Raw genomic sequence first — 24029 nt, 5'->3', positions numbered from 1 at the left:
GGCTGGAGCTGAACAATGGATATTGATGCTTTTTTGCAGGAGATGATCAACCAGAAGTCTTCTGATCTGTATATCACTGTCGGTGCGCCGATTCTTTATCGTGTCGATGGTGAGTTACGTGCGCATGGTGAAAAGCTTTCACGTGCAGTAGTGACTTCATTACTTGAAACTATGATGGATCATGATCGCCTGCATGAGTTTCATACCAGTAAAGAAGCCAACTTCGCGATCGTGCGCCACTTTGGCCGGTTTAGGGTATCTGCTTTCTATCAGCGCGAGATGCCTGGGGCAGTGATTCGTCGTATTGAAACCAAAATACCGACCTTCGAAGAGCTTAAGTTGCCAGATGTGCTGCAAGACCTCTCGATAGCTAAGCGTGGCCTAGTGCTGGTGGTGGGTGCGACAGGCTCTGGTAAGTCGACCACTATGGCGGCAATGACTGGTTATCGAAATACCCACCGTACAGGGCATATCTTGACGGTTGAAGATCCGATTGAGTTTGTTCATGAACATCAGCGTTGTATCGTTACTCAGCGAGAAGTCGGGCTTGATACCGAAAGCTATGAGGTGGCGTTAAAGAACTCATTGCGCCAAGCGCCGGATATGATTTTGATTGGCGAAATCCGTTCACGCGAAACCATGGAATATGCGATGACCTTTGCTGAAACTGGTCACCTTTGTATGGCAACACTGCACGCGAACAACGCCAACCAAGCGCTAGAGCGTATTTTGCATCTGGTACCAAAAGAGCAAAAAGAGCAGTTCTTGTTTGATTTGTCGATGAACTTGCGTGGAGTGATTGGCCAGCAATTGATTCGCGATAAAAATGGCCAAGGGCGTCATGGCGTGTTTGAGGTGCTGCTTAATAGTCCCCGAGTGTCGGATTTGATCCGTCGTGGTGATTTGCATGAGCTGAAAGCAACCATGGCTAAGTCACAACAAGTGGGGATGCAGACCTTTGACCAAGCCTTGTATCAGCTGGTTGTCGATGAAAAGATCAATGAAGAAGATGCGTTGCACAGTGCAGATTCAGCCAATGATTTGCGCCTAATGTTGAAAACTCAGCGCGGTGATAGTTCTGGTAGTGGCAGTTTGGCCAACGTTAAGATCGATATGGACTAACATACTCGCTATGTTTGGGGTATGTCTTATAAATCCGTAGTGTCATTCCATAGAGTGACGCAGCCGCGAGTAGGGAATCTTTAATAGTTTTCTACTCGCTGTAAGAGATCCCCAACTCGTTCGTTCATCACTCTTGAGGATGACGCTTTAACTGATTGAAATAAAAAAGGGGTGATGTTTGCACATCACCCCTTTTTAAATTTTATTGCTCGCTAGTCGCCGTATTGGGCTTCAAACCAGCTTTCAAGAATCACTACCGCTGATTGGCAGTCGACATTGCCTTTGCTCAGTGCTTTGTAGCCGCCCATGGCGAATAGGTCTGCGCGCGCTTCGGTAGTTGATAGGCGCTCATCATGCAGCTCAACCGCTACGCCAAAGCGGCCATGAAGTCGATTGGCAAACTTTTTAGCTCTTGGGGTAATGGTTTCTAAATCGCGGCCATGTAGGTCGGTTGGTAATCCCACCACCACTAAGTCAGGTTGCCACTCTTTAATTTGTTTTTCGATATCATCCCAGTTTGGAATGCCATCATTGGCTTTGAATGCCTTGAGTGGTGACGCGGTGCCAGTAATTTCTTGGCCAATAGCGCTGCCAATACTCTTGGTACCAAAATCAAAGGCCATAATAGTTCTAGACATAATTACTCTTTACGAATGGGGTTAGGCGTGGCCGATGTCGCTTGAAAGCTGAGCTACGTTAATCCCCAACATTTGCACCGCTTTTTGCCAGCGCTCGTTAATTGGGGTATCAAACATCACGTTAGGGTCAGCTTCTACGGTAAGCCATGAGTTTTCAGATAGCTCAATCTCAAGTTGTCCTGCCTCCCAACCTGAATAGCCCAGCGCCACGATATAATGATTTGGTTCTGCCTCTGTGCCTAACACACTGAGGATGTCTTTCGATGTCGTCACCGAAAGGTAGTCACTCATTTTGATGCTTGACTCATAGTTATCTTTCGGTTGGTGGAGAATAAAGCCGCGGTCTTCTGAAACAGGTCCACCATTGAGAACGGGTTTGTCTAAGCTCTCTGTTTGAAGTTTAGGGTGAGACGCTTGGACATCAACTTTTTCGAGCATCTTACCTATGGTGATATCAATCGGTGCATTGATCATCAGCCCCATTGCACCATCTTCATTATGCTCACAAACGTAAATAACACTGCGCTGAAAGTATGGGTCTTTCATCCCCGGCATTGCCACTAAAAAATGGTTGGTTAAGTTCATAGTCACTCCAACTCAAAATGGGGCGATCAATGACCGCCCTATGATTAGCATGGCAAATTATTTTGATTCTTTTAGGCGACGCTCAATTGCGTCCATAAGTTTGCCAGTAATAGAGACATCAAAAGCTGCTTCGATTTCACGAATACACGTCGGGCTTGTTACGTTGATCTCGGTAAGCTTATCGCCAATCACATCTAGACCAACAAAGATAAGCCCTTTTTCTTTAAGTGTAGGCGCTACTGCCTCAGCGATCTTTTTATCTGTCTCGCTAAGTGGGCGTGCTTCACCTGTACCGCCGGCTGCAAGGTTGCCACGAGTCTCACCTTTTGCCGGAATACGCGCTAGGCAATATGGCATTGGTTCACCGTCAACAACCAAGATACGCTTGTCACCGTTACTGATATCAGGCACGAAAGTCTGCGCCATTGCGTAGTTCTGACCATGGTTAGTCAGGGTCTCGATAATCACAGATACGTTTGGATCGCCTTCTTTAACGCGGAAGATAGACGCGCCACCCATACCATCAAGCGGCTTAAGGATTACGTCACCATGTTTTTCACGGAACTGCTTAATCTTTTCTGCTTTACGCGTCACGATAGTAGTCGGCGTTAGTTCTGGGAACCAAGCCGTGAACAGCTTCTCGTTACAATCGCGTAGGCTCTGTGGTTTGTTGACGATCAGTGTGCCTTGCTCTTCTGCGCGCTCTAGAATGTAAGTCGCGTAGATGTATTCCGTATCAAACGGAGGATCTTTACGCATCAGTACCGCATCTAGTTCTGAAAGCTCGATAGTTTGCTCAGATTTGAACTCATACCAACCCGTTGGGTCTTCTTTAAGTTTAACCACTTTAGTGTCAGCAACCGCAACACCTTGGTCTAGATGAAGGTCATCCATTTCCATGTAGTGGATTTCGTAGCCGCGGCGCTGCGCTTCAAGCATCATGGCAAAGCTAGAGTCTTTCTTGATGTTAATGGACGAGATAGGGTCCATTACGATACCTAATTTGATCATATTGTTCTCCGTTTAACCAAGATCGCCGAAACGAACTTGCAGGGCTGTAATTGCAGTAAGAGCCGCAGTTTCGGTACGTAGTACACGTGGACCGAGTAGCGTCTCTTCAAATTTGTAGTTTTCTGTCATGCCGATCTCTTCTGCAGACAGGCCACCTTCTGGGCCAATCAACAGACGCACTTTTTCTACCGGTGTCGGTAGGGTGTTAATCGAGTATTTTGCACGTGGGTGGAGGTTCAGTTTTAGACCGTCATACTCCTCACCGCACCACTCTTCTAATTGCATGATCGGACGGATTTCTGGGATCGTGTTGCGGCCACATTGCTCACAAGCACTGATGGCGATTTTTTGCCATTGGGCGAGTTTTTTCTCGAAACGTTTTTGATCGAGTTTGACCCCGCAGCGCTCTGAAATCAGTGGTGTGATGGTGTTTACGCCGAGTTCTACCGATTTCTGGATGGTAAATTCCATCTTATCGCCACGTGAAATAACTTGGCCTAAGTGAAGGTCGAGCGGTGATTCTGAGCTGCGTTCGACACGTTGAGTAATATTCACTTCAACGTTCTTCTTCGAAACGTTAGCGATCTCTGCTGGGAACTCAGCGCCACTGCCGTCAAACAGCAGTACTTCTTGTCCCTCTTTCATGCGCAATACACGGCCAATATGGCCTGCGGCATCATCGCTGAGCATGAGAGAGCCTAACTGATTAATGGCTTCTGGGTGATAGATTCGTGGGATTCGCATTGTATTTCGATTTCCAGCAAGAGGTTTTGAGATAACCTCTAACATGGATGCTTTTATGCGAAAAAACAAGGGGCAGAGAGAGTTTCCAATTAATTACTGGAAACTCTTAATTTCATAACGCAGAGAGAGTTATAGGGCTTGGCAAGCTTGGTAAACAAATGGGTTGTGATTACCTTGGATGTTGAAGATCCGTTCTTCACGTTTGCATTCCCACTTATCCACTGGGAACTGCTTGTTCCATGCAGTCATCAACTGTTTCTGCTGTTTGGATAATTTAAAGCCGTACTCTTTACTCATGTAGAGGTAAGTACGCGCAATTGAGCCTTTTGCTCTATCCGGTGGCATGACCTTGCGTTGCTTAAAGTTAACCTGCATTTCGCAGCGTCCGTAGCTAACGCCATCAACACCGTTCCACTGGCTGAAGTTGTAGTTAGAACGGTCGCCATTCACTTCTCCAATTGCTGGAGTCAGGTTATGCAGATCTGCTTCCATCAGACGGAAGGTTTTATCGTTCTTCGTACAGTTTTTGCGTCCGCCAGTTTGCCAACATTGACGCTGGTGGCCAAATTGCCAGGCTGGGACGACATGTTCCCATTCGATTCGGGAAGCACGCTTTTGTTGCTTACGGACTTGGTAACCACACGACTCTAAATCAGGTGTCCCTTTACGCCCTTGCCATTCAATATCACAACCACAGTAAAAACTGGTTGGGTGATCGGCGTAAATCTTTACTGCTTCTTTTTTTGCTTTGGAGAAAGAAGAGGGTGGAGCAGCATGGCTAGTAAGGCTGAAAAGCGTAAATAATAGACTGAAAAAAAGGATTCTTTTCATGGAATTCCGTATTAGAAAAGTAGTATGAATTACAGTCTAACACGCAACTATGGCTTGTATTGGTGAGAATTGTCTTAATTAAGTCAGTTCTTTACCAGTGAAACTTAACGTCTGTTGGCACTGTTGGCAGCGGTAACTGGCTTGGTTTCGCAGTACTTTATTATGGCGGCGAATAGAAAGGGGGTAGCTCGTACAAGCGCAAAGATATTCAAAGGTTTTCCCTTGTACGGAAGTGACTTCGAAGCTGTGGGTTGTTTTTGCTGGCACCTTAAATACCGCTTCCATCACGCCTTGCCACTCTTTCCCATGTGGCCTAACACGGCCATAGACTTGGTAGGTAATCAGGTGAGCGATTTCATGAGGAATAACGTCAGTAAGGAAAGCCTGTTGGTTTTCTTTAAATAGCGTTGGGTTAAGACGAATTTCGTTTAGCTGCAGGTAGGCTTTACCGGCTGCTTTACCGCGCAGTTTATAGTTTAACTTTGGCTGAGGGAATGTGCGTTTGAAAGCGAACTGAGCCTGCTGGATGCAGTCAGCAATCACTTTATGTGCACGATAATTGAGTTCTGAATCCACAACCACTCCTAAATAAAAGCCCCAGCTCAAATGGCTGGGGCGCATCATAGATCGAAATGGCTTAGCTTGTTAAGGGTGATGTCTCTTCTTGATGGTTTCATGGTAAGCGTGCCAAGTACCATAACCAAGGATTGGCATGGTAAAAAGCATGCCGATACCGTAAGTAGCAAAGCCGACTAAAATACCGCCACAAATCAGCGCAGCCCAAACAATCATTGCAGGGATGTTCGATTTCACCGCATTAAAACTGGTGAACACGGCGGTCATCATATCGACGCGGCGCTCCATCATTACTGGAATAGAGAACGCGGAAATACTAAACACGACACAGGCTAGAACGAAGCCGACCAGAGAACCTATGACGAGGAAAGGCATAAATTCGGTTAGCGGAGCTCCTTGTACTGAAGGGTAGAGGGCGTGCAGTAGCGCGGCAATACGCATCCAGAAAATCATACACACCGCTAGCAGGACAGCAAATGCCCACTGGGAGGTGGAGTTTCGGCTAATAGCTTTCATTGAGTGGATTAAGCTGGCGCTATGGCCTTTTTCTCGCTCCCAAGCCGCATCATATAAGCCTAAGGCTAGGAAAGGCCCAATGAGCATGTAGACCACTAGACTTGGCATTACCACCAGGTGAGTGCCCTGCCATTGAACGAGTAGCACAATGCCGATTGCTGCCGCCATAAAGCACAACCCGTAGAATGCACTGATTAAGGGCATTCTAACAAAGTCATGCAGGCCAAGTGACAGCCAGTGGAATGGTGCTGAGATACTGAGTTGATTACACGGAATCGTGCGAGCGTATTCCGAGTCTGGGACTTCTTTCTGTTTATCTTTAAAGTCGTCTGGATTCACCGTACGAGGCATACATCCTCCTTGATCGATTCTCTACGTAGACTAAATTCGTTGGCAAATTTAGCGTGGGAAACTCGATGCCCGGCTTGGCGACGTCTGGGATGTAAGCGGTGCATCAGTTAACGCTAACGAGGTTTCAATCGCCGAAATTGCTCGTTAACATATTTTTAACTATTGACCCCATGGCAAAAAAATACAAATTTACGCCATAAATTTATCCCTAAAGAAAAAGGGCTTTTGGTTACCCAAAAGCCCTTTTCAATTCTATTAAGTCTTAAATTCTAATTACTTAAGACCAGCAAACTCTGCAAGAATCGCTGCTTTGTCTGTTGCTTCCCATGGGAACTCTTCACGACCAAAGTGACCGTATGCCGCAGTCTTCTTATAGATAGGCTGAAGTAGATTCAGCATTTCTTGTAGACCGTATGGGCGTAGGTCGAAGTTTTGACGAACAGCTTCGATGATGATGTCGTGAGCTACTTTTTCAGTACCGAACGTTTCAACCATGATAGACGTTGGATCTGCTACACCGATTGCGTAAGAAAGTTGGATTTCACAACGGTCAGCCATGCCAGCCGCTACGATGTTTTTCGCAACGTAACGTGCCGCGTATGCTGCAGAGCGGTCTACTTTTGAAGGATCTTTACCAGAGAATGCACCGCCACCGTGACGAGCCGCGCCGCCGTAGGTATCTACGATGATTTTACGACCGGTTAGACCACAGTCACCCATAGGGCCACCGATTACGAAACGGCCTGTTGGGTTGATGAAGAAGTTAGTCTCTTTGTTGATCCACTCAGAAGGCAGTACTGGCTTGATGATCTCTTCCATTACTGCTTCACGTAGATCTGGAGTAGAGATTGAATCACAGTGCTGAGTTGAAAGAACAACCGCATCGATACCAACAATCTTACCTTGGTCGTATTGGAACGTTACCTGAGATTTCGCATCTGGGCGTAGGAAGTCTAGCTTGCCGCTCTTACGCACTTCAGCTTGCTTTTTAACAAGCAGGTGAGAGTAAGTGATTGGAGCTGGCATTAGGATTTCAGTTTCGTTGGTTGCGTAACCAAACATGATACCTTGGTCACCAGCGCCCTGATCTTTAGGGTCTGCTTTATCAACGCCTTGGTTGATGTCTGGAGACTGCTTACCGATAGTGTTTAGAACTGCACAAGAATCAGCATCAAAACCCATGTCTGAGTGAACGTAACCAATTTCACGTACTGTCTCACGAGTGATTTCTTCGATATCAACCCATGCCGACGTTGTTACTTCACCACCAACCATTACCATGCCGGTTTTTACGTAAGTTTCACACGCAACACGTGCCTTTGGGTCTTGTTCTAGAATCGCATCAAGTACTGCATCAGAAATTTGGTCTGCAATTTTATCTGGATGACCTTCTGATACTGACTCAGAAGTGAACAGGTGCTTAGCCATGTGAGCTCCACTTTATCGATTGAGAGTGACCAGTTTTATTAACTCATCACCATTAAATAATATTAGTAATTGTAGGTGTATCTACATCTAGACGTCTATTCTAATTTTGATTGCTCGAATTACAAGCTCTTTTTTTTCATCAATCATAACTAAACGTTTGCTTTACTGCGGTTATATATAGACAACTTGATGGTAAAGGGAGCGAAATCTCAGAAAATTGTGAGCTTTTGGCTTGGAAAACGTTTGCAGTGCCACAAGTGCTTTGAGAGAATTATTATTCACACACTTATTTGATTCGCTTAATGCATTCAGGAGCTGACATGTCTTCTCGTCAACATCTCGCAAACGCAATCCGTGCTCTAAGTATGGATGGTGTACAACAAGCTAACTCTGGTCACCCAGGTGCACCTATGGGTATGGCTGACATCGCTGAAGTTCTTTGGCGTTCTCACCTAAATCACAACCCAGCTAACCCAGAGTGGGCTGACCGCGACCGTTTTGTTCTTTCGAACGGCCATGGTTCAATGCTGATTTACTCTCTACTGCATCTTGCAGGTTACGAGCTATCGATTGACGATCTGAAAAACTTCCGTCAGCTTCACTCTAAGACACCAGGTCACCCAGAGTACGGTTACGCACCAGGTATCGAAACAACAACGGGTCCTCTAGGTCAAGGTATCACTAACGCTGTGGGTATGGCGCTAGCTGAGAAGACTCTAGCAGCACAGTTCAACAAAGAAGGTCACGACATCGTTGATCACTTCACTTATGCATTCATGGGTGATGGCTGTCTGATGGAAGGTATCTCTCACGAAGCATGTTCTCTAGCGGGTACGCTAGGTCTTGGTAAGCTAATCGCTTTCTGGGATGACAACGGCATCTCAATCGATGGTGAAGTTGAAGGCTGGTTCTCTGACGATACACCTAAGCGTTTTGAAGCGTACGGCTGGCACGTAATTCCAGCAGTAGACGGTCACGATTCTGAAGCAATTAACGCAGCTATCATTGCAGCGAAAGCAGACCCTCGTCCAACGCTAATCTGTACTAAAACTATTATCGGTTTCGGTTCACCTAACAAGTCTGGTTCACACGACTGTCACGGTGCACCACTAGGCGCTGAAGAAATTGCAGCGACTCGCAAGCAACTTGGCTGGGAACACGGTCCATTTGAAATCCCTGCTGACGTATACGCAGAGTGGGATGCGAAAGAAGCAGGCGCAGCAAAAGAAGCGGCTTGGAATGCTAAGTTTGACGCCTACGCGGCAGCTTACCCAACTGAAGCGGCAGAGCTTAAACGTCGTCTAAACGGTGAGCTACCAGCGCAGTGGGAAGATAAAGCAAGCGCAATCATTGCAGATCTTCAAGCAAACCCTGCAAACATCGCATCACGTAAAGCGTCTCAAAACGCACTAGAAGCGTTCGGTGCTATGCTACCTGAATTCCTAGGCGGCTCTGCTGACCTAGCACCATCTAACCTAACCATGTGGTCTGGTTCTAAGTCAGTTTCTGCTGAAGATGCGTCTGGTAACTACATCCACTACGGTGTACGTGAATTCGGTATGACAGCGATCATGAATGGTATTGCGCTACACGGTGGTTTCGTACCATACGGCGCAACGTTCCTAATGTTCATGGAATACGCGCGTAACGCAATGCGCATGGCGGCTCTGATGAAAGTTCAGAACATCCAAGTTTACACGCACGACTCTATCGGTCTTGGCGAAGATGGCCCAACTCACCAGCCTGTTGAGCAAATCGCGTCTCTACGTCTGACTCCAAACATGAGCACATGGCGCCCATGTGACCAAGTTGAGTCTGCAGTGGCTTGGAAACTGGCTATCGAACGCAAAGACGGCCCAACGTCGCTAATCTTCTCTCGTCAAAACCTTGCACAGCAAGAGCGTAGCGAAGAGCAAGTTGCAAACATCGCGAAGGGTGGTTACATCCTGAAAGATTGTGCAGGCAAACCAGAGTTAATCCTTATCGCAACGGGTTCTGAAGTTGAGCTAGCGGTTAACGCTGCAGCTGAGCTGACCGCTGAAGGTAAGAAAGTACGCGTTGTTTCAATGCCTGCAACTGACGCATTCGACAAGCAAGACGCTGAGTACCGTGAATCTGTACTGCCATCTGACGTAACAGCTCGTATCGCTGTAGAAGCTGGCATTGCTGACTTCTGGTACAAGTACGTTGGCTTCGGTGGCAAGATCATCGGTATGACAACATTCGGCGAATCTGCACCTGCAGGTGAGCTATTCAAGATGTTCGGCTTCACAACTGAAAACGTAGTGAACACAGCGAAAGAGCTGCTTGCTTAATACTCTTTAATTGTTTTGAGTATAGAAAAGAGAAAACCGAGCCATTTGGCTCGGTTTTTTTATATTGGCTTCAGTGAGTTTAAACGTTATTCAAACTCATTACCCCAGTTATCTTTTTCTTTGCGACCACATACTTTACATGTCACATATCGATCCATGTCGTAGTAATGTCCACCGTTGATAAAGGTGTGAGCCATCAGCTTAACTCTTCCAAGCAACGAACGGTCAGTGTCGTAGCTGCTCGTTTTTCTCACTAAGATTTCGCTATGAGGCGTTTCTTGTGAGCATTGCTTACAAAAGTGGGTAGCTGGGTAACCAGACATAGTCATTTCCTTTGGTTGATGAAACTAGAAAAGAAACAGCCAACAGAAAATCACTTATCTATCTGTTAATAGAACATATGGCCTGCATATCAATCAAGTTTTATAAAATTAATACTTGGGCACATATCACGAATTTAATGCGCTTTGGATGGCTATCGGTTACTATTTGTGACACGAAAATCATGTAGGGCGATGGAATCATGCTAAAAGTTGCGATCAATGGATTTGGACGTATCGGTCGTAATGTACTGCGTGCAGTATATGAAAGTGGAAAGAATCAAAAAATCAAAGTTGTAGCGGTTAATGAGCTGGCTCAGCCGGATGCCATGGCGCATCTACTTCAATATGACACCAGCCATGGGCGTTTTGGTAAGAAGATTTCCAATGATCAAGAGCATATCTATGTACACCATGATGCACCGCATGAAGGGACGGGGGAGTTTGACTCAATCCGCATTCTGCATTTAAGCGATATCGAGCTTTTGCCATGGCGAGATCTAGAAGTCGATTTAGTTCTAGATTGTACTGGCGTATTTGGCTCTCAAGCTGATGGCCAAGAACACATCAAGGCAGGGGCAAAGAAAGTGCTGTTTTCGCATCCAGGTGCGAGTGACTTAGACAACACCATTATTTATGGTGTGAACCATGAGTCGCTAAAAGCCGAACATAAGGTTGTCTCCAACGGTTCGTGTACGACTAACTGTATCGTTCCTATTATCAAAGCCCTTGATGATGCTTTTGAAATCGAATCTGGCACCATTACTACCATTCATTCATCAATGAACGATCAGCAGGTCATTGATGCTTACCATTCCGACTTAAGACGTACTCGCGCAGCGAGCCAATCCATCATTCCGGTGGACACTAAGTTGCATAAGGGTATTGAAAGAATCTTCCCGAAATTTTCTAACAAATTTGAGGCGATTTCAGTACGAGTGCCTACTGTTAACGTCACAGCGATGGATTTAAGTGTCACAATTAATACAAATGTGAAAGTTAATGACGTAAATCAAACCATTGTTAACGCATCTCAGTGTACATTACAGGGCATTGTTGACTATACTGAAGCGCCGCTCGTTTCTATCGACTTTAATCATGATCCCCATAGCGCGATTGTCGATGGTACACAGACACGAGTGAGTAACGGGCACTTAGTTAAAATGCTTGTTTGGTGTGACAACGAATGGGGCTTTGCGAACCGCATGCTGGATACGGCGCTCGCAATGCAAGCTGCAAAATAAGTCGTAACGCAGCGGTGGAGAAATATTTATTTTTATACTTGAAATAAATAATCAACGACTCCATATCAAAACCAGTTTGAAGAATTTATAGGTCTGGCAGGGTTGCCGGGCTACTGAAAAACTTTACTTATTGAATATTTGAGAGGACACATCATGTCTGTAATCAAGATGACTGACCTGGAACTAGCAGGTAAACGTGTATTTATCCGTGCGGACCTAAACGTACCAGTAAAAGAAGGCAAAGTGACTTCTGATGCACGTATCCTAGCATCTCTACCAACGATCAAGCACTGTCTAGAAGCAGGCGCTAAAGTTATGGTTACTTCTCACCTAGGTCGTCCAACTGAAGGTGAATACGCAGAAGAGTTCTCTCTACAACCTGTAGTTAACTACCTAAACGACGCACTAGATTGCGAAGTTAAACTAGCGAAAGATTACCTAGATGGCCTAGAGCTAAACACAGGTGAACTTGTTGTTCTTGAAAACGTTCGCTTTAACAAAGGCGAGAAGAAGAACGAAGAAGAGCTATCTAAGAAGTACGCTGCACTATGTGACATCTTCGTAATGGATGCATTCGGTACGGCTCACCGTGCACAAGCGTCTACTCACGGTGTTGGCATGAACGCACCTGTTGCGTGTGCTGGTCCTCTACTAGCGGCTGAACTTGAAGCACTAGGTAAAGCAATGGATAACCCAGAGCGTCCACTAGTTGCTATCGTTGGTGGTTCTAAAGTTTCTACTAAACTAACCGTTCTAGAATCTCTATCTAAAGTTGCTGACCAACTTGTTGTTGGTGGTGGTATTGCAAACACGTTCATCGCTGCTGAAGGCCACAACGTAGGTAAGTCTCTATACGAAGCGGACCTAGTTGAAACAGCTCAGAAGCTAATGAAAGAGTGTGCAATCCCAGTTGCGACTGACGTTGCATGTGCAAAAGCTTTCGACGAGAACGCAGAAGCTGAAATCAAGCACGTATCTGAAGTTGCTGATGACGACATGATCTTCGACCTAGGTCCAGATTCAACTGCAGCACTAGCTGAAATCATCGCTAACGCAAAAACTATTCTTTGGAATGGCCCTGTAGGCGTATTCGAATTCAAGAACTTCGAAGCGGGTACAGCTGGCATCTCTAAAGCAATCGCTGAATCTGCAGGTTTCTCTGTAGCAGGTGGTGGTGACACGCTAGCAGCTATCGACAAGTTCGGTATCAAAGCTGACGTATCTTACATCTCTACTGGTGGTGGTGCATTCCTTGAGTTCGTTGAAGGTAAAGTACTTCCTGCAGTAGCAATGCTTGAAGAGCGCGCTAAGTAATTAAGTGAAAGCGGGAGAGTTAATCTCCCGCTTTCTTGTTTGCTGCACATCACACTTTTTTGCTAGAATAGCGCGAGTTGTGAGCAAACGTTTGCAAGAATTTAAACTTAACAAGTTTTATTTTTAAAACGACAGATAATATAGGATTAAATCCATGTCTAAGATCTTCGATTTCGTAAAACCAGGTGTTATCTCTGGCGACGACGTACAGAAAGTATTTGAAGTAGCAAAAGAGAACAAATTTGCACTTCCAGCAGTAAACGTTGTTGGTACTGACTCTGTAAACGCAGTACTAGAAGCAGCAGCGAAAGTTAAATCTCCTGTTGTTGTTCAGTTCTCTAACGGCGGTGCAGCTTTCTTCGCTGGTAAAGGCGTTAAACTTGAAGGTCAAGGTGCTCAAATCCTTGGTGCTGTAGCTGGTGCTAAATACGTTCACGCTGTAGCTGAAGCTTACGGTGTTCCAGTTATCCTGCACACTGACCACGCTGCTAAGAAACTTCTTCCATGGATCGACGGTCTACTAGACGCGGGTGAAGAGTTCTTCGCTCAAACTGGTAAGCCTCTATTCTCTTCTCACATGCTAGACCTTTCTGAAGAGTCTCTAGAAGAGAACATCGAAACATGTGCTAAGTACCTAGAGCGCATGGCTAAAATGAACATGACAATCGAGATCGAACTTGGTTGTACTGGTGGTGAAGAAGACGGCGTTGATAACTCTGATATGGACGCATCTGAGCTTTACACTTCTCCAGAAGACGTAGCGTACGCTTACGAGAAACTAATGGCTGTTAGCCCACGTTTCACTATCGCTGCTTCTTTCGGTAACGTACACGGTGTTTACCAAGCTGGTAACGTTGTACTTACTCCAACTATCCTACGTGATTCTCAAGCATACTGTGCAGAGAAGTTCGGTATTGCACCTAACGCTCTAAACTTCGTATTCCACGGTGGTTCTGGTTCTTCTGAAGAAGAAATCCAAGAGTCTATCGGCTACGGTGTTATCAAAATGAACATCGATACTGATACACAGTGGGCAACTTGGGACGGTATCCGTCAGTACTCTGCTGACAACTTCGATTTCCTACAAGGTCAAATCGGTAACCCAACTGGCGAAGCTGCGCCAAACAAGAAGTACTACGATCCACGCGTATGGCTACGTGCTGGTCAAGCTTCTATGGTTACTCGTCTTGAGAAAGCATTCGCTGACCTAAACGCAGTAGACGTACTATAATTCGTCTTAACTGATTGTTTAAAAGCCCGCTCATTTGAGCGGGCTTTTTTATATCTGATACATCACGATTTAAAGACGCCTAGGCGAACAAAAAGTCTGGTGAAATGTAAAAGCATTGCGTAATCTGTAACAAGCCGATATCAGAGTTTTCTGATAAACCTTTGTTTTTGCTCTCTTTGCAAAAACTTGACTTTGAGAATGGTCAAAAGTGAGATATCGTGCCAAAAAACTGACATTACTTTAGTGAATGTATAGGGATGTCGTTGTTAATTAGTAATCGAAAGCAGTTTGGTTCATAGATTTTAGAGGATATAAATATGGCAGGTGAATCAGCGGGAATTGAAACTCCCCTAGTTGATGGTTTAAGCCACGCAGAAAAATGGCTAACAAATAATTCTGATTTACTGGTTCAGTACGGTGTGAATATCATCTCAGCGGTTCTGATCCTGTTTATCGGTAATATTATCGTAAAAGCAGTAGCGAATAGTGTTTCTAAAGTATTAGAAAAGAAAGACATGGACAAAGCGGTTGTTGAGTTCGTTCATGGTCTAGTTCGTTACCTACTATTCGTTATCGTTCTAATTGCAGCATTAGGTCGTGTTGGCGTTCAAACGGCTTCTGTCGTAGCGGTTATCGGTGCAGCCGGTCTTGCTGTTGGTCTTGCTCTGCAAGGTTCACTATCTAACTTTGCTGCTGGTGTACTTATCGTTGCGTTCCGTCCATTTAAGTCTGGTGACTATGTGGAAATCGGTGGTGTAGCTGGTAGTGTAGAAGCAATTCAGATTTTCCAAACGGTACTGAAAACACCTGATAACAAAATGGTAGTAGTACCAAACTCAGGCGTTATTGGTAGCCCAATCACCAACTACTCGCGACATGCAACGCGTCGTGTTGACCTTGTAATCGGTGTTTCATACGGTGCTGATCTTAAGCAGACTAAGAAAGTAATTCGTGAAGCGCTAGAAAAAGATGAGCGTATTCTGAAAGATCCTGATATCCAAATCGGTGTTCTGGCGCTTGCTGATTCTTCAGTGAACTTTGTTGTTCGCCCTTGGTGTAAGACAGCGGATTACTGGGATGTCTACTTCGATTCAACTCAAGCAATTAAAGAAGCGCTTGATGAAGCGGGTATTGAAATTCCATTCCCACAAATGGATGTTCACTTGAACAAAGTAGAAGCTTAATCTAAGCGATACTAACGATTAAAAAGCGAGGCCATAGAGCCTCGCTTTTTTACATTTCAATAATAGGGTTTTCTAACGCCTGCAAGATATCCATTAAACGTGAGCTTGGTAAACTAATTGTGAAGTCGGGCTTACCTGGGGTGTATAGCAGCTCCTTTGAGCTAAATAAGCTACGGTCAACGATGATTGGAATATGACTCGGTAAGCCAAATGGACACACTGCGCCCGGAACACAGCCTATCGCCTTAGTCATCTCATCATTACCGACAATCGATGGTCGCTTGCCTGTTAGTGCCTTTATCCCCTTACTGTCTAATCGGCTATCTTTATCGGTTAATAGCAGGGCATGTCCCGCTCCTTTTAGCTTTAAAAACAGGCTTTTACTATGGGTGCCCGTCCAGCCAAGTTCCTTGGCAACCTTTTCATCAGTGACAAAGTCGAGAATAGGTTCGTGCTGCCATTCTTGATAATCAACGGACAAGCTTTGCAGTAGCCCTTTGTTGAATTGGTAAATCGTTTCGAGTTTATCCATGTGATACCTAGATAATTTGGTTCAGTAACTCTTTTGCCAAAATGGCCGCAATGGCAAACATCATAACCGCAACGGCGATATCAATTCCTTGCTTTACTCGCGGTTGTGACAATGCTGGACCAAGTTTTGCCGCCCCTATCGAAAGTGCAAAGAACCAGACTAGCGAGGCCAGCATAGTTCCCACCGCAAATGCCATACGATCTTCACCTTCGAATTGACCACCTATCGAACCGAGAATCACCACGGTATCAAGATAAAGATGTGGATTCAGCACTGTAACAGCCAGCGCACCAAGGATGACGGCTCTTTTTCCTCGTTGTGTATGCTGGATTGCATCTTCATCTTTCTGTGTACTGAAAGCACTTTTTAGTGACAGCAAACCATACACGGACAGGAATGCTATCCCCCCTAGGGTGACCAATAATAATAGCGTGTCATTTTGCGCCAGTAACGCTCCGCCACCAAAGATACCTAATGAAATAAACACAATGTCGAGGACACTGCATATGGTTGCGGTTGTTAAGTGATGCTGCCGTTTGATGCCTTGATTCAAAACATAAGCATTTTGAGCGCCAATGGGAATGATCATACTCGCGCCAAGGCCGAAACCTTGCAGTAGAAGCCAAAGGTTCATGGCTAAGTCTCCAAATTATTTGTTAATGGCGACAAAGATAAGCAAGTGCATGATATAAGTATATTTAATAATATTTATACTCTATAAGTATCTCTAATGTAGGTGGGGGCGTTATGCGTGGCTTAGATTATCGTTGGATAGAAGCGTTAGAAGCAGTGGTGAGTTATGGCAATTTCGAACGTGCAGCGGAAGCCTTGTTCGTATCCCAATCTGCGGTTTCTCAACGAGTGAAGCAGCTAGAGAAGTTTCTGGCTCAGCCGGTTTTAGTCAGAGAGCAGCCGCCCAAACCGACACCCGTTGGCCAAAAACTACTGGCCTTGTACCAGCAGGTGCAATTGCTAGAAACGGAATTTATCCCTGAGCTGGATGGTAATAAAGTTGGCAAAGTGCAACGAGCTGCGATCGCAACCAATGCAGATAGCTTGGCTACTTGGTTGCTGCCCGCATTAGCACCGGTGATGAAGTCGAGAGAGGTTGAACTCAGCTTAGCCGTATACGGTGAAGGTCGCACTCTAGATAAGTTAAAAAATGGCGAAGTGATTGGCGCATTAAGCATGGAGCCCAAGGCCATGGTTGGCTGTGAAGCAAACTACTTAGGTCGAATGGATTATGTGTGTGTCGCTAGCCCGGAGTTTGCTGGCAGTTATTTTCCAAATGGGGTTGATCGAGAGGCTCTACTAGATGCGCCGGCGGTCTCATTTGACCAATATGATCAATTGCATCGAGACTTCCTCAAACTGCACTTTAATATCTCATCTGATGCGGTGACACATCATCATGTCGCTAGCTCTGAAGCCTTTGTTAATCTTGCTCTGATGGGTTGTGCCTATTGTTTGATCCCTAAATTGCAGATTGAGAAGGAGCTCGCATCGGGTGAACTGGTTGATTTGATGCCCGACTTCTTTATGAGCTTTCGTATTTATTGGCATCATTGGCAGCTTGAGACTCAGTTATTGAGTGAAATTACTCAGGCAATCATTAATCACACCAAAGACTTGTTGCCCAAATAGAGTAACAACGATTTTTCGAGGTTAATTTTTTGTCAGAACTTGAGCGGGACTATGGTCTAAATTTAATCGCTATCTATGATGTAAGAACTGCATTTAAAATGGTGATGAAGTATGAATGTATTTTCTAAAGTTGCAGCAACGCTGTCGCTGTCGGCGATCAGTTTTGCCTCTTTTGCAACTAGCCCGGATTTCCCACATCTTGTCACAACAGGGTATGGCGAAGTCGTCGCTAAACCTGACATGGCTCAATTCTCGGTTAAAGTGGTTGACTCAACAATGACCGCGGAGCAAGCGAAGCAATCAGTGGACAGCAGTGTTACGGCATTTTTAAAGGCGTTGAGTGACGAAGGTGTTGAGAATGATGATATTTCTAGCTCTAACCTTTACATAACCCCCCAATATCACTATCCAAAGAAAGGTAAGCCAGAGCTTGTTGGTTACCGAGCATCACGTAGTATTACGGTGACTGTTGAGGAGCTTGCAGATCTTAATCGATATTTGGACTTGGCGCTGAATTCAGGAATCAATCAGGTCGATAACATTCAATTGAAGGTAAAAGATCAGGCGACATACCAGCAGCAAGCGCGCATTGAAGCAATTAAAGATGCGAATAGTAAAGCAGAGTCTCTTGCCAAAGGGTTCGGCAAAGAGATTAACGGCGTGTGGCGTATCGACTATAACATGTCGGGGAGTCAGCCAATTTTGATGCGTTCTATGGCGATGGATGCGAAAACAGAGTCAAACAGTTACCAAGACTCAAGTATTGTTATCCGTGACCGAGTGGATGTGATTTACAAGTTAGACTAAATCTACGTTGAACACTGTATAAACTAAAAAATCGAGCACATAGCTCGATTTTTTGTTTGCTAATCTTAGGCTGCTGCTTCGATTATCTGCTGGATCTGCTCTTTGGTTCGATTGAGGTGAGCATCAAATTTCTCTGCTGCTTGTCCTGCATCCTTTGCCAGCACTAGCTTCATGATTATCTCGTACTCATCTAAGTTAATCGCACTATTGTCTAAGCCATTAACGACGGCGTAGTAACGGTAGCGCTTTACTTGGTTGATAAGGTCGCTAAAGAAGCTCAGCATGTTTTTCGATACCGCACCTTCGAGTAAGGCAACATGGAATTGATGCTGACGCTCTTCCCACTCAGTCCAGTCGAAGCCTTCTTTAGACAGCTTAATACGTGACAATTTATGGAATGAGGTGAGTACGTCTAACTCCCAACTTTCGTCACCCACTTCAACGGCTTGCTTAATCAGTACTGATGCGACGAATCTTAAACTGTCGTACAGGTCCGTGAGTTCGCTAATCGAGACTGGAGCTACCCAACATCCTTTTTGTGGCTCAAGGTTAACGTATTTTGTCCAAGAAAGTTGCACTAAGGCTTCGCGGATAGGTGATGCGCCAACCGCGTATCTTTGCTTTAAGTCGGCAACAACAAGCTTTTGACCTGGTAGAAGTACTCCATTCAAAATATCTTGATGGATCATTTTTGATACTTTGTCAGTTAACGTTGGACTTGACACGTTGCGTTCCTCATTTGCGCACAGAGATGGGCTATATAAAATCGATATAAATTTAATGGTATGCAGTACCGTCGTTTGATATCGATAATACAGCGTACTGAATAGCTGAGCAAGAAAGAAATACAAAAAAAGAGGGCATAAGCCCTCTTTTTATTTAATTGAGTGATTTACTCTAATTAATTATAGAACGTGTACAGACGCAGTGTTTGTTGTGCCTGAAGCAACTAGTGCACCAGAAACCATTACTACGATGTCGCCTTTGTTACCAAGGCCAGATTCTAGAGCGATTTCTTTACCCGCTACGTAGAATGCGTCAGTGCTTTCGATTGAATCAACAACAACTGGCGTAACACCTTTAGTTAGAACTAGCTGTGCAGCAGTCTTAGTGTTAGTAGTTAGAGCGATGATGTTCGCAGTTGGGAAGTACTTACGTACTGAACGTGCAGACTTACCGCCTTCAGTTGCAACAACAATCAGTGGAGCAGCTAGTTTTTCAGCTGTGTCTACTGCACCTTTACATACCGCTTCAGTGATACGTAGACGTGGGCTATCTAGACGAGAACCTAGCTCAGCTTTAAGCGCTGAATCAGTACGGTTCGCGATTTGAGCCATGATAGTTACCGCTTCAACTGGGTACTTACCTTTAGCTGTTTCACCAGAAAGCATTACTGCGTCAGTACCGTCCATTACTGCGTTAGCAACGTCGCCCGCTTCCGCACGAGTAGGACGTGGGTTGTTGATCATTGAATCAAGCATTTGCGTTGCAGTGATAACCATCTTACGTGCACGGTTACACTTCTCGATCATCATCTTCTGAGCGAAGATTACTTCTTCAGCTGGGATTTCAACACCTAGGTCACCACGAGCAACCATGATGCCGTCAGAAAGCTCTAGGATCTCGTCGAAGTTATCAACACCTTCTTGGTTTTCGATCTTAGAGATGATGTGGATGTTCTCGCCGCCGTTTGCAGTTAGAACTTCACGGATTTCTTGAACGTCAGATGCTTTACGGATGAAAGATGCAGCTACGAAGTCAACGCCTTGCTCACAACCAAATTTAAGGTCGTTCTTATCTTTTTCAGATAGTGCAGGTAGGTTTACAGAAACGCCTGGTAGGTTAACACCTTTGTTTTCACCAAGTGCACCGTTGTTAAGTACTTTACACTTAACTTCAGCGTCAGTTGTTGAGATAACTTCCATTTCGATTAGGCCGTCATCAACAAGGATAGTGTTACCAGCAGATAGGTCAGCTGCGAAGCCAGCGTACGTTACTGCTACTTTGTCTTTGTTACCAACAACAGCTGTGTCAGTTGTGAAAGTGAACTCTTGACCAGCTACTAGATCAACGTCGTCGCCGTTCTCTAGTTTGATAGTGCGGATTTCTGGACCTTTAGTATCTAGTAGGATAGCTAGTTGCTTACCAGACTCTTCCATAACTTTACGGAAGTTCGCGATACGAGTGCCGTGCTCTACATAGTCACCGTGAGAGAAGTTCAGGCGCATTACGTTCATGCCTGCATTTACTAGTTCAGTTAGCTTCTCTACAGATTCAGTTTTAGGGCCAATCGTACATACGATTTTGGTCTTTTTCATGGAAGATACTCTCCGGTCGATATAGTTACAATTTGAAAGTCGGTTATTGGTCTGAAGCCAAAGCTATTTTTAGGCATTTTGTGCCTGCCAACTTATAAAAATAGCCAGTTATGTTGTTAGCTCCAGAACTGAAAGTCTTTCATAAGTTTAGTCATTTTATGACCAACTTATTGGGATTTAGTGCCGTATTTATGTGACAAAACTAGGATATAGGCGCTAGGTTGCAAAAAAATAACGGTCAATTCTGTAATTTTTTTTCTTTTCGGTTGCGAATTCTACCACCGAATCATTTCAATATCACTGCTTAACATTTGTCTTAGGACAAGGTTTTATCGCTATTTATTAATTTTTTGGATCGAAATAAATGGACTTAAAAGTTTCGACTTGACTATAATTACTTTCAGTTCGAAACTTTAAAGTGTTAATTAAATGTCGAAACGAAACACTCAACTAAGAAGACACGCAATATCTAATCTAGTGAATGAGAAAGGTGAGGTGAGCGTCGAAGCGCTATCCGCTCAGTTTGAAACATCGGAAGTCACGATTAGAAAGGACCTTGCCTCGCTAGAAAAAAATGGTCAGTTACTGCGCCGGTATGGTGGTGCAATTGCACTACCAAAAGAAGTGGTTAGTGATGAAATGAGTGAAAATGTTTCGATTCGAAAGAATGAATTGGCTCAAGCTGCTGCCAAATTGATCCGTGAACATAATCGAATTGTTATCGATAGTGGCAGCACGACAGGGGCATTGATTAAACAGCTTGATGGCATGAATGGATTGGTGGTGATGACCAACTCGCTCAACGTAGCGAATGCCCTTAACGAGTTAGAGAGTGAGCCGACTTTGTTGATGACTGGCGGCACTTGGGATGCACATTCAGAGTCGTTTCAAGGGCAAGTTGCTGAATCTGTTCTACGATCATATGACTTTGACCAGTTATTTATTGGTGCGGATGGCGTCGACTTAGACCGAGGTACCACAACCTTTAATGAGTTGGTTGGCTTGAGCAAGGTGATGGCAGAAGTGTCACGTGAAGTGATTGTGATGGTTGAGTCAGAAAAGATCGCTCGCAAGATCCCAAACCTAGAATTGGCGTGGGATGCCATCGATATCCTGATTACAAATAAAGACTTAGAGCCTGAGTACAAACAAAAAATCGAATCTCATGGCATCAAAGTGATTTGCGCATAAACAAATAAACGAATCTAAAAACTTACCGAATATGGCCTTTGCTTGCTGCCAATCGGAATTGAAAAAAATGGAGTAAAACATGTGTGGAATTGTTGGTGCGGTAGCACAGCGTGATGTAGCAGAAATTTTGGTCGAAGGTCTACGTCGCTTAGAGTACCGCGGCTATGACTCTGCGGGGGTAGCGGTTGTTGATGGTGATTCTAACTTAACCCGTGTACGTCGCTTGGGCAAAGTGCAAGAGCTGGCTGATGCAGTAGAACAAGCGAGTGTTGTCGGTGGTACTGGTATTGCACATACACGTTGGGCAACCCATGGTGAACCTTCAGAAGCGAATGCTCACCCACACATGTCTGGTGATATTGCAGTCGTGCACAATGGCATCATTGAAAACCACGAAGAACTCCGTGAGCTTCTTAAGTCACGCGGTTACGTATTTCAATCTCAGACAGATACGGAAGTGATAGCTCATCTAGTTGAGTGGGAACTTCGTACCTCTGCGTCACTGGTTGAAGCGTTCCAAAAAACCGCTCAGCAGCTTGAAGGTGCGTACGGTACAGTTGCACTGGATCGTAAAGATCCTTCTCGCATCGTCGTTGCTCGTTCTGGTAGCCCAATTGTGATTGGTTTCGGTGTTGGCGAAAATTTCCTCGCTTCAGACCAACTGGCTCTGCTTAACGTAACACGCCGCTTTATGTATCTAGAAGAAGGAGACGTGGCAGAAATTACTCGCCGTGAAGTGACCGTATTTGATATGACAGGTGAGCGTGTTGAGCGTGATATTACTGAATCAAACGCTGAGCATGACGCGGGTGATAAAGGTAAATACCGTCACTTCATGCAAAAAGAGATCTACGAACAACCAACGGCGCTTATCAATACGATGGAAGGTCGTATTAGTGATGACGCTGTGGTGACTGAAGCGATCGGTGTTAACGCGGCTGATATCTTAAGCAAAGTTGAACATGTTCAGATCGTAGCTTGTGGTACTTCTTATAACGCGGGTATGACAGCACGCTACTGGTTTGAAGATATCGCCGGTGTTAGCTGTGATGTCGAAATCGCGTCTGAATTCCGTTACCGCAAATTTGTTACTCGTCCAAATAGTCTGTTGATTACGCTATCTCAGTCTGGTGAAACCGCCGATACTTTGGCCGCTCTGCGCTTAGCCAAAGAGAAAGGCTACATGGCTGCAATGACAATTTGTAACGTGGCGGGCTCTTCGCTGGTTCGTGAGTCGGACTTTGCCTTTATGACTCGTGCAGGTGTCGAGATTGGTGTGGCATCAACCAAAGCCTTTACTACTCAACTATCTGCATTGCTGATGTTGGTGACCGCGCTAGGTAAGCAGCAAGATCGCGTCTCTAAAGAGAAAGAAAAAGAGATCGTACAAGCACTGCACGCACTGCCAGCACAAATCAATGCCGCACTTTCATTTGAAAAGGACATTGAAGCGCTAGCAGAAGATTTTGCTGATAAGCACCACACTCTATTCTTAGGCCGTGGTGAGTTCTATCCAATCGCGATGGAAGCATCTCTGAAACTAAAAGAGATCTCTTACATTCACGCTGAAGCCTACGCAGCGGGTGAATTGAAACATGGCCCTCTTGCACTGATTGATGCCGATATGCCAGTTGTGGTTGTTGCGCCAAGCAATGAATTGTTAGAGAAGCTGAAATCGAATATCGAAGAAGTACGTGCGCGCGGTGGTTTGTTGTATGTCTTCGCCGATGAAGAAGCCGGCTTTGAAGCGGATGAAACGATGAAGATCATTACTATGCCGCATGTCAGCGATATTACAGCGCCTATCTACTACACGATCCCAATGCAGCTGCTATCTTACTATGTCGCTTTAATCAAAGGGACGGATGTTGACCAACCTCGTAACCTAGCGAAAGCGGTAACCGTAGAATAGTTAGAAGTGGGTTATTAACAAAAGCGGTGCTAATGCACCGCTTTTTTGTTGCACTGGTTACTTCAAATAAATCTCGGCAATTATTTATTCAAAACTTTCAATTGCTTATCTCTAATCACTGCACAATCAGGTTTACATGTCAACCAAGCACCTTGCTGGAGCGAATGACGAGTGGTAATGGGTAAGTCGATTCACTGATAGGTTAGCTATTAACT

The 24029-nt window shown here is 45.0% G+C and carries 23 protein-coding genes; 10 read left to right on the top strand and 13 right to left on the bottom strand.

The annotated features are described in order from the left end of the window. Positions 1-15: 15 nt before the first annotated feature. Positions 16-1122 carry a PilT/PilU family type 4a pilus ATPase gene (locus ACHUFZ_RS16105; protein WP_394127936.1) on the top strand — a complete coding sequence of 369 codons (1107 nt, stop codon included), beginning with the start codon at positions 16-18 and terminating at the stop codon, positions 1120-1122. 212 nt (positions 1123-1334) lie between these two features. On the opposite strand, the gene ruvX is transcribed toward ACHUFZ_RS16105, so the two are convergent. The 8 genes from ruvX to metK form a co-directional block, all read right to left on the bottom strand. Further along, the gene (gene ruvX, locus ACHUFZ_RS16100) at positions 1335-1760 is read right to left on the bottom strand and encodes a Holliday junction resolvase RuvX (RefSeq protein WP_004409869.1); all 426 of its coding nucleotides are present in this window, start codon (positions 1758-1760) and stop codon (positions 1335-1337) included. A gap of 21 nt (positions 1761-1781) precedes the next feature. Next, a complete protein-coding gene (locus ACHUFZ_RS16095; protein WP_394127935.1) occupies positions 1782-2345 on the bottom strand; it encodes a YqgE/AlgH family protein in 564 nt (187 codons plus the stop codon). A gap of 57 nt (positions 2346-2402) precedes the next feature. Continuing rightward, a complete protein-coding gene (gene gshB, locus ACHUFZ_RS16090; protein WP_394127934.1) occupies positions 2403-3356 on the bottom strand; it encodes a glutathione synthase in 954 nt (317 codons plus the stop codon). 12 nt (positions 3357-3368) lie between these two features. Continuing rightward, entirely contained in the window at positions 3369-4100 is a 732-nt protein-coding gene (gene rsmE / locus ACHUFZ_RS16085) for a 16S rRNA (uracil(1498)-N(3))-methyltransferase (RefSeq protein WP_394127933.1), read from the bottom strand. Between the two features lie 129 nt (positions 4101-4229). Then, complete coding sequence (locus ACHUFZ_RS16080) at positions 4230-4931, bottom strand: endonuclease (RefSeq protein ID WP_394127932.1); 702 nt, start codon at positions 4929-4931, stop codon at positions 4230-4232. A gap of 78 nt (positions 4932-5009) precedes the next feature. Continuing rightward, positions 5010-5507, bottom strand: a complete 498-nt coding sequence (locus ACHUFZ_RS16075; protein WP_394127931.1) for a SprT family zinc-dependent metalloprotease — start codon at positions 5505-5507, stop codon at positions 5010-5012. A gap of 69 nt (positions 5508-5576) precedes the next feature. Next, positions 5577-6374 carry a DUF2189 domain-containing protein gene (locus tag ACHUFZ_RS16070; protein WP_394127930.1) on the bottom strand — a complete coding sequence of 266 codons (798 nt, stop codon included), beginning with the start codon at positions 6372-6374 and terminating at the stop codon, positions 5577-5579. 273 nt (positions 6375-6647) lie between these two features. Beyond that, on the bottom strand, positions 6648-7802 hold the full coding sequence (gene metK / locus ACHUFZ_RS16065) for a methionine adenosyltransferase (protein ID WP_394127929.1): 1155 nt from the start codon (positions 7800-7802) through the stop codon (positions 6648-6650). A 320-nt stretch (positions 7803-8122) separates the two neighbouring features. Between metK and tkt the strand changes: the two genes are divergently transcribed. After that, positions 8123-10117: a transketolase gene (tkt, locus tag ACHUFZ_RS16060; protein WP_394127928.1), complete on the top strand. Its 1995-nt coding sequence runs from the start codon at positions 8123-8125 to the stop codon at positions 10115-10117. Positions 10118-10203: 86 nt separating this feature from the next. Here tkt and ACHUFZ_RS16055 read toward each other — a convergent pair whose 3' ends face one another. Then, on the bottom strand, positions 10204-10440 hold the full coding sequence (locus ACHUFZ_RS16055) for a hypothetical protein (protein WP_004409886.1): 237 nt from the start codon (positions 10438-10440) through the stop codon (positions 10204-10206). Between the two features lie 200 nt (positions 10441-10640). Between ACHUFZ_RS16055 and epd the strand changes: the two genes are divergently transcribed. From epd to mscS, 4 genes are all read left to right on the top strand, one after another. Then, complete coding sequence (gene epd / locus ACHUFZ_RS16050; protein WP_394127927.1) at positions 10641-11681, top strand: erythrose-4-phosphate dehydrogenase; 1041 nt, start codon at positions 10641-10643, stop codon at positions 11679-11681. A 153-nt stretch (positions 11682-11834) separates the two neighbouring features. Further along, positions 11835-12995 (top strand): phosphoglycerate kinase, encoded by a 1161-nt coding sequence (locus ACHUFZ_RS16045; protein ID WP_134835609.1) that lies wholly within the window; start codon positions 11835-11837, stop codon positions 12993-12995. 154 nt (positions 12996-13149) lie between these two features. Further along, entirely contained in the window at positions 13150-14226 is a 1077-nt protein-coding gene (gene fbaA, locus ACHUFZ_RS16040) for a class II fructose-bisphosphate aldolase (RefSeq protein ID WP_061032423.1), read from the top strand. A 317-nt stretch (positions 14227-14543) separates the two neighbouring features. Further along, positions 14544-15410: a small-conductance mechanosensitive channel MscS gene (gene mscS, locus ACHUFZ_RS16035; RefSeq protein ID WP_053441066.1), complete on the top strand. Its 867-nt coding sequence runs from the start codon at positions 14544-14546 to the stop codon at positions 15408-15410. Between the two features lie 49 nt (positions 15411-15459). Here the strand turns inward: mscS and ACHUFZ_RS16030 are convergent, their stop codons facing one another. Together ACHUFZ_RS16030 and ACHUFZ_RS16025 are read right to left on the bottom strand one after the other, a co-directional pair. Continuing rightward, a complete protein-coding gene (locus ACHUFZ_RS16030) occupies positions 15460-15942 on the bottom strand; it encodes a YbaK/EbsC family protein (RefSeq protein WP_394127926.1) in 483 nt (160 codons plus the stop codon). Positions 15943-15949: 7 nt separating this feature from the next. Next, positions 15950-16576: a LysE/ArgO family amino acid transporter gene (locus tag ACHUFZ_RS16025; RefSeq protein WP_394127925.1), complete on the bottom strand. Its 627-nt coding sequence runs from the start codon at positions 16574-16576 to the stop codon at positions 15950-15952. A gap of 113 nt (positions 16577-16689) precedes the next feature. Between ACHUFZ_RS16025 and ACHUFZ_RS16020 the strand changes: the two genes are divergently transcribed. Together ACHUFZ_RS16020 and ACHUFZ_RS16015 are read left to right on the top strand one after the other, a co-directional pair. Further along, a complete protein-coding gene (locus tag ACHUFZ_RS16020) occupies positions 16690-17586 on the top strand; it encodes a LysR family transcriptional regulator ArgP (protein WP_394127924.1) in 897 nt (298 codons plus the stop codon). A gap of 111 nt (positions 17587-17697) precedes the next feature. Next, positions 17698-18393, top strand: coding sequence for an oxidative stress defense protein (locus tag ACHUFZ_RS16015; protein ID WP_394127923.1), 696 nt, complete (start codon positions 17698-17700; stop codon positions 18391-18393). Between the two features lie 65 nt (positions 18394-18458). Here the strand turns inward: ACHUFZ_RS16015 and ACHUFZ_RS16010 are convergent, their stop codons facing one another. Then, positions 18459-19082: a GntR family transcriptional regulator gene (locus ACHUFZ_RS16010; protein WP_394127951.1), complete on the bottom strand. Its 624-nt coding sequence runs from the start codon at positions 19080-19082 to the stop codon at positions 18459-18461. Positions 19083-19298: 216 nt separating this feature from the next. Continuing rightward, the gene (gene pykF, locus ACHUFZ_RS16005) at positions 19299-20711 is read right to left on the bottom strand and encodes a pyruvate kinase PykF (protein ID WP_394127922.1); all 1413 of its coding nucleotides are present in this window, start codon (positions 20709-20711) and stop codon (positions 19299-19301) included. A 429-nt stretch (positions 20712-21140) separates the two neighbouring features. Here pykF and ACHUFZ_RS16000 point away from each other — a divergent pair, with 429 nt between their 5' ends. Both ACHUFZ_RS16000 and glmS read left to right on the top strand, forming a co-directional pair. Next, complete coding sequence (locus ACHUFZ_RS16000) at positions 21141-21902, top strand: DeoR/GlpR family DNA-binding transcription regulator (RefSeq protein WP_394127921.1); 762 nt, start codon at positions 21141-21143, stop codon at positions 21900-21902. A 79-nt stretch (positions 21903-21981) separates the two neighbouring features. Further along, complete coding sequence (gene glmS / locus ACHUFZ_RS15995; protein ID WP_394127920.1) at positions 21982-23814, top strand: glutamine--fructose-6-phosphate transaminase (isomerizing); 1833 nt, start codon at positions 21982-21984, stop codon at positions 23812-23814. Positions 23815-24029: the final 215 nt, after the last annotated feature.

Origin of the sequence: Vibrio hepatarius, from assembly GCF_043642085.1 — a bacterium.
In the GTDB taxonomy this organism is placed as follows: domain Bacteria; phylum Pseudomonadota; class Gammaproteobacteria; order Enterobacterales; family Vibrionaceae; genus Vibrio; species Vibrio hepatarius_C.
This window is presented reverse-complemented; position numbering and strand designations above follow the sequence as displayed.

Bases quoted from the DNA above. Each gene is read 5' to 3' on its own strand.
- ACHUFZ_RS16105 (WP_394127936.1), top strand. From the start codon at position 16: ATGGATATTGATGCTTTTTTGCAGGAGATGATCAACCAGAAGTCTTCT.
- ruvX (WP_004409869.1), bottom strand. From the start codon at position 1,760: ATGTCTAGAACTATTATGGCCTTTGATTTTGGTACCAAGAGTATTGGC.
- ACHUFZ_RS16095 (WP_394127935.1), bottom strand. From the start codon at position 2,345: ATGAACTTAACCAACCATTTTTTAGTGGCAATGCCGGGGATGAAAGAC.
- gshB (WP_394127934.1), bottom strand. From the start codon at position 3,356: ATGATCAAATTAGGTATCGTAATGGACCCTATCTCGTCCATTAACATC.
- rsmE (WP_394127933.1), bottom strand. From the start codon at position 4,100: ATGCGAATCCCACGAATCTATCACCCAGAAGCCATTAATCAGTTAGGC.
- ACHUFZ_RS16080 (WP_394127932.1), bottom strand. From the start codon at position 4,931: ATGAAAAGAATCCTTTTTTTCAGTCTATTATTTACGCTTTTCAGCCTT.
- ACHUFZ_RS16070 (WP_394127930.1), bottom strand. From the start codon at position 6,374: ATGCCTCGTACGGTGAATCCAGACGACTTTAAAGATAAACAGAAAGAA.
- metK (WP_394127929.1), bottom strand. From the start codon at position 7,802: ATGGCTAAGCACCTGTTCACTTCTGAGTCAGTATCAGAAGGTCATCCA.
- tkt (WP_394127928.1), top strand. From the start codon at position 8,123: ATGTCTTCTCGTCAACATCTCGCAAACGCAATCCGTGCTCTAAGTATG.
- ACHUFZ_RS16055 (WP_004409886.1), bottom strand. From the start codon at position 10,440: ATGTCTGGTTACCCAGCTACCCACTTTTGTAAGCAATGCTCACAAGAA.
- epd (WP_394127927.1), top strand. From the start codon at position 10,641: ATGCTAAAAGTTGCGATCAATGGATTTGGACGTATCGGTCGTAATGTA.
- ACHUFZ_RS16045 (WP_134835609.1), top strand. From the start codon at position 11,835: ATGTCTGTAATCAAGATGACTGACCTGGAACTAGCAGGTAAACGTGTA.
- fbaA (WP_061032423.1), top strand. From the start codon at position 13,150: ATGTCTAAGATCTTCGATTTCGTAAAACCAGGTGTTATCTCTGGCGAC.
- mscS (WP_053441066.1), top strand. From the start codon at position 14,544: ATGGCAGGTGAATCAGCGGGAATTGAAACTCCCCTAGTTGATGGTTTA.
- ACHUFZ_RS16030 (WP_394127926.1), bottom strand. From the start codon at position 15,942: ATGGATAAACTCGAAACGATTTACCAATTCAACAAAGGGCTACTGCAA.
- ACHUFZ_RS16025 (WP_394127925.1), bottom strand. From the start codon at position 16,576: ATGAACCTTTGGCTTCTACTGCAAGGTTTCGGCCTTGGCGCGAGTATG.
- ACHUFZ_RS16020 (WP_394127924.1), top strand. From the start codon at position 16,690: ATGCGTGGCTTAGATTATCGTTGGATAGAAGCGTTAGAAGCAGTGGTG.
- ACHUFZ_RS16015 (WP_394127923.1), top strand. From the start codon at position 17,698: ATGAATGTATTTTCTAAAGTTGCAGCAACGCTGTCGCTGTCGGCGATC.
- ACHUFZ_RS16010 (WP_394127951.1), bottom strand. From the start codon at position 19,082: ATGATCCATCAAGATATTTTGAATGGAGTACTTCTACCAGGTCAAAAG.
- pykF (WP_394127922.1), bottom strand. From the start codon at position 20,711: ATGAAAAAGACCAAAATCGTATGTACGATTGGCCCTAAAACTGAATCT.
- ACHUFZ_RS16000 (WP_394127921.1), top strand. From the start codon at position 21,141: ATGTCGAAACGAAACACTCAACTAAGAAGACACGCAATATCTAATCTA.
- glmS (WP_394127920.1), top strand. From the start codon at position 21,982: ATGTGTGGAATTGTTGGTGCGGTAGCACAGCGTGATGTAGCAGAAATT.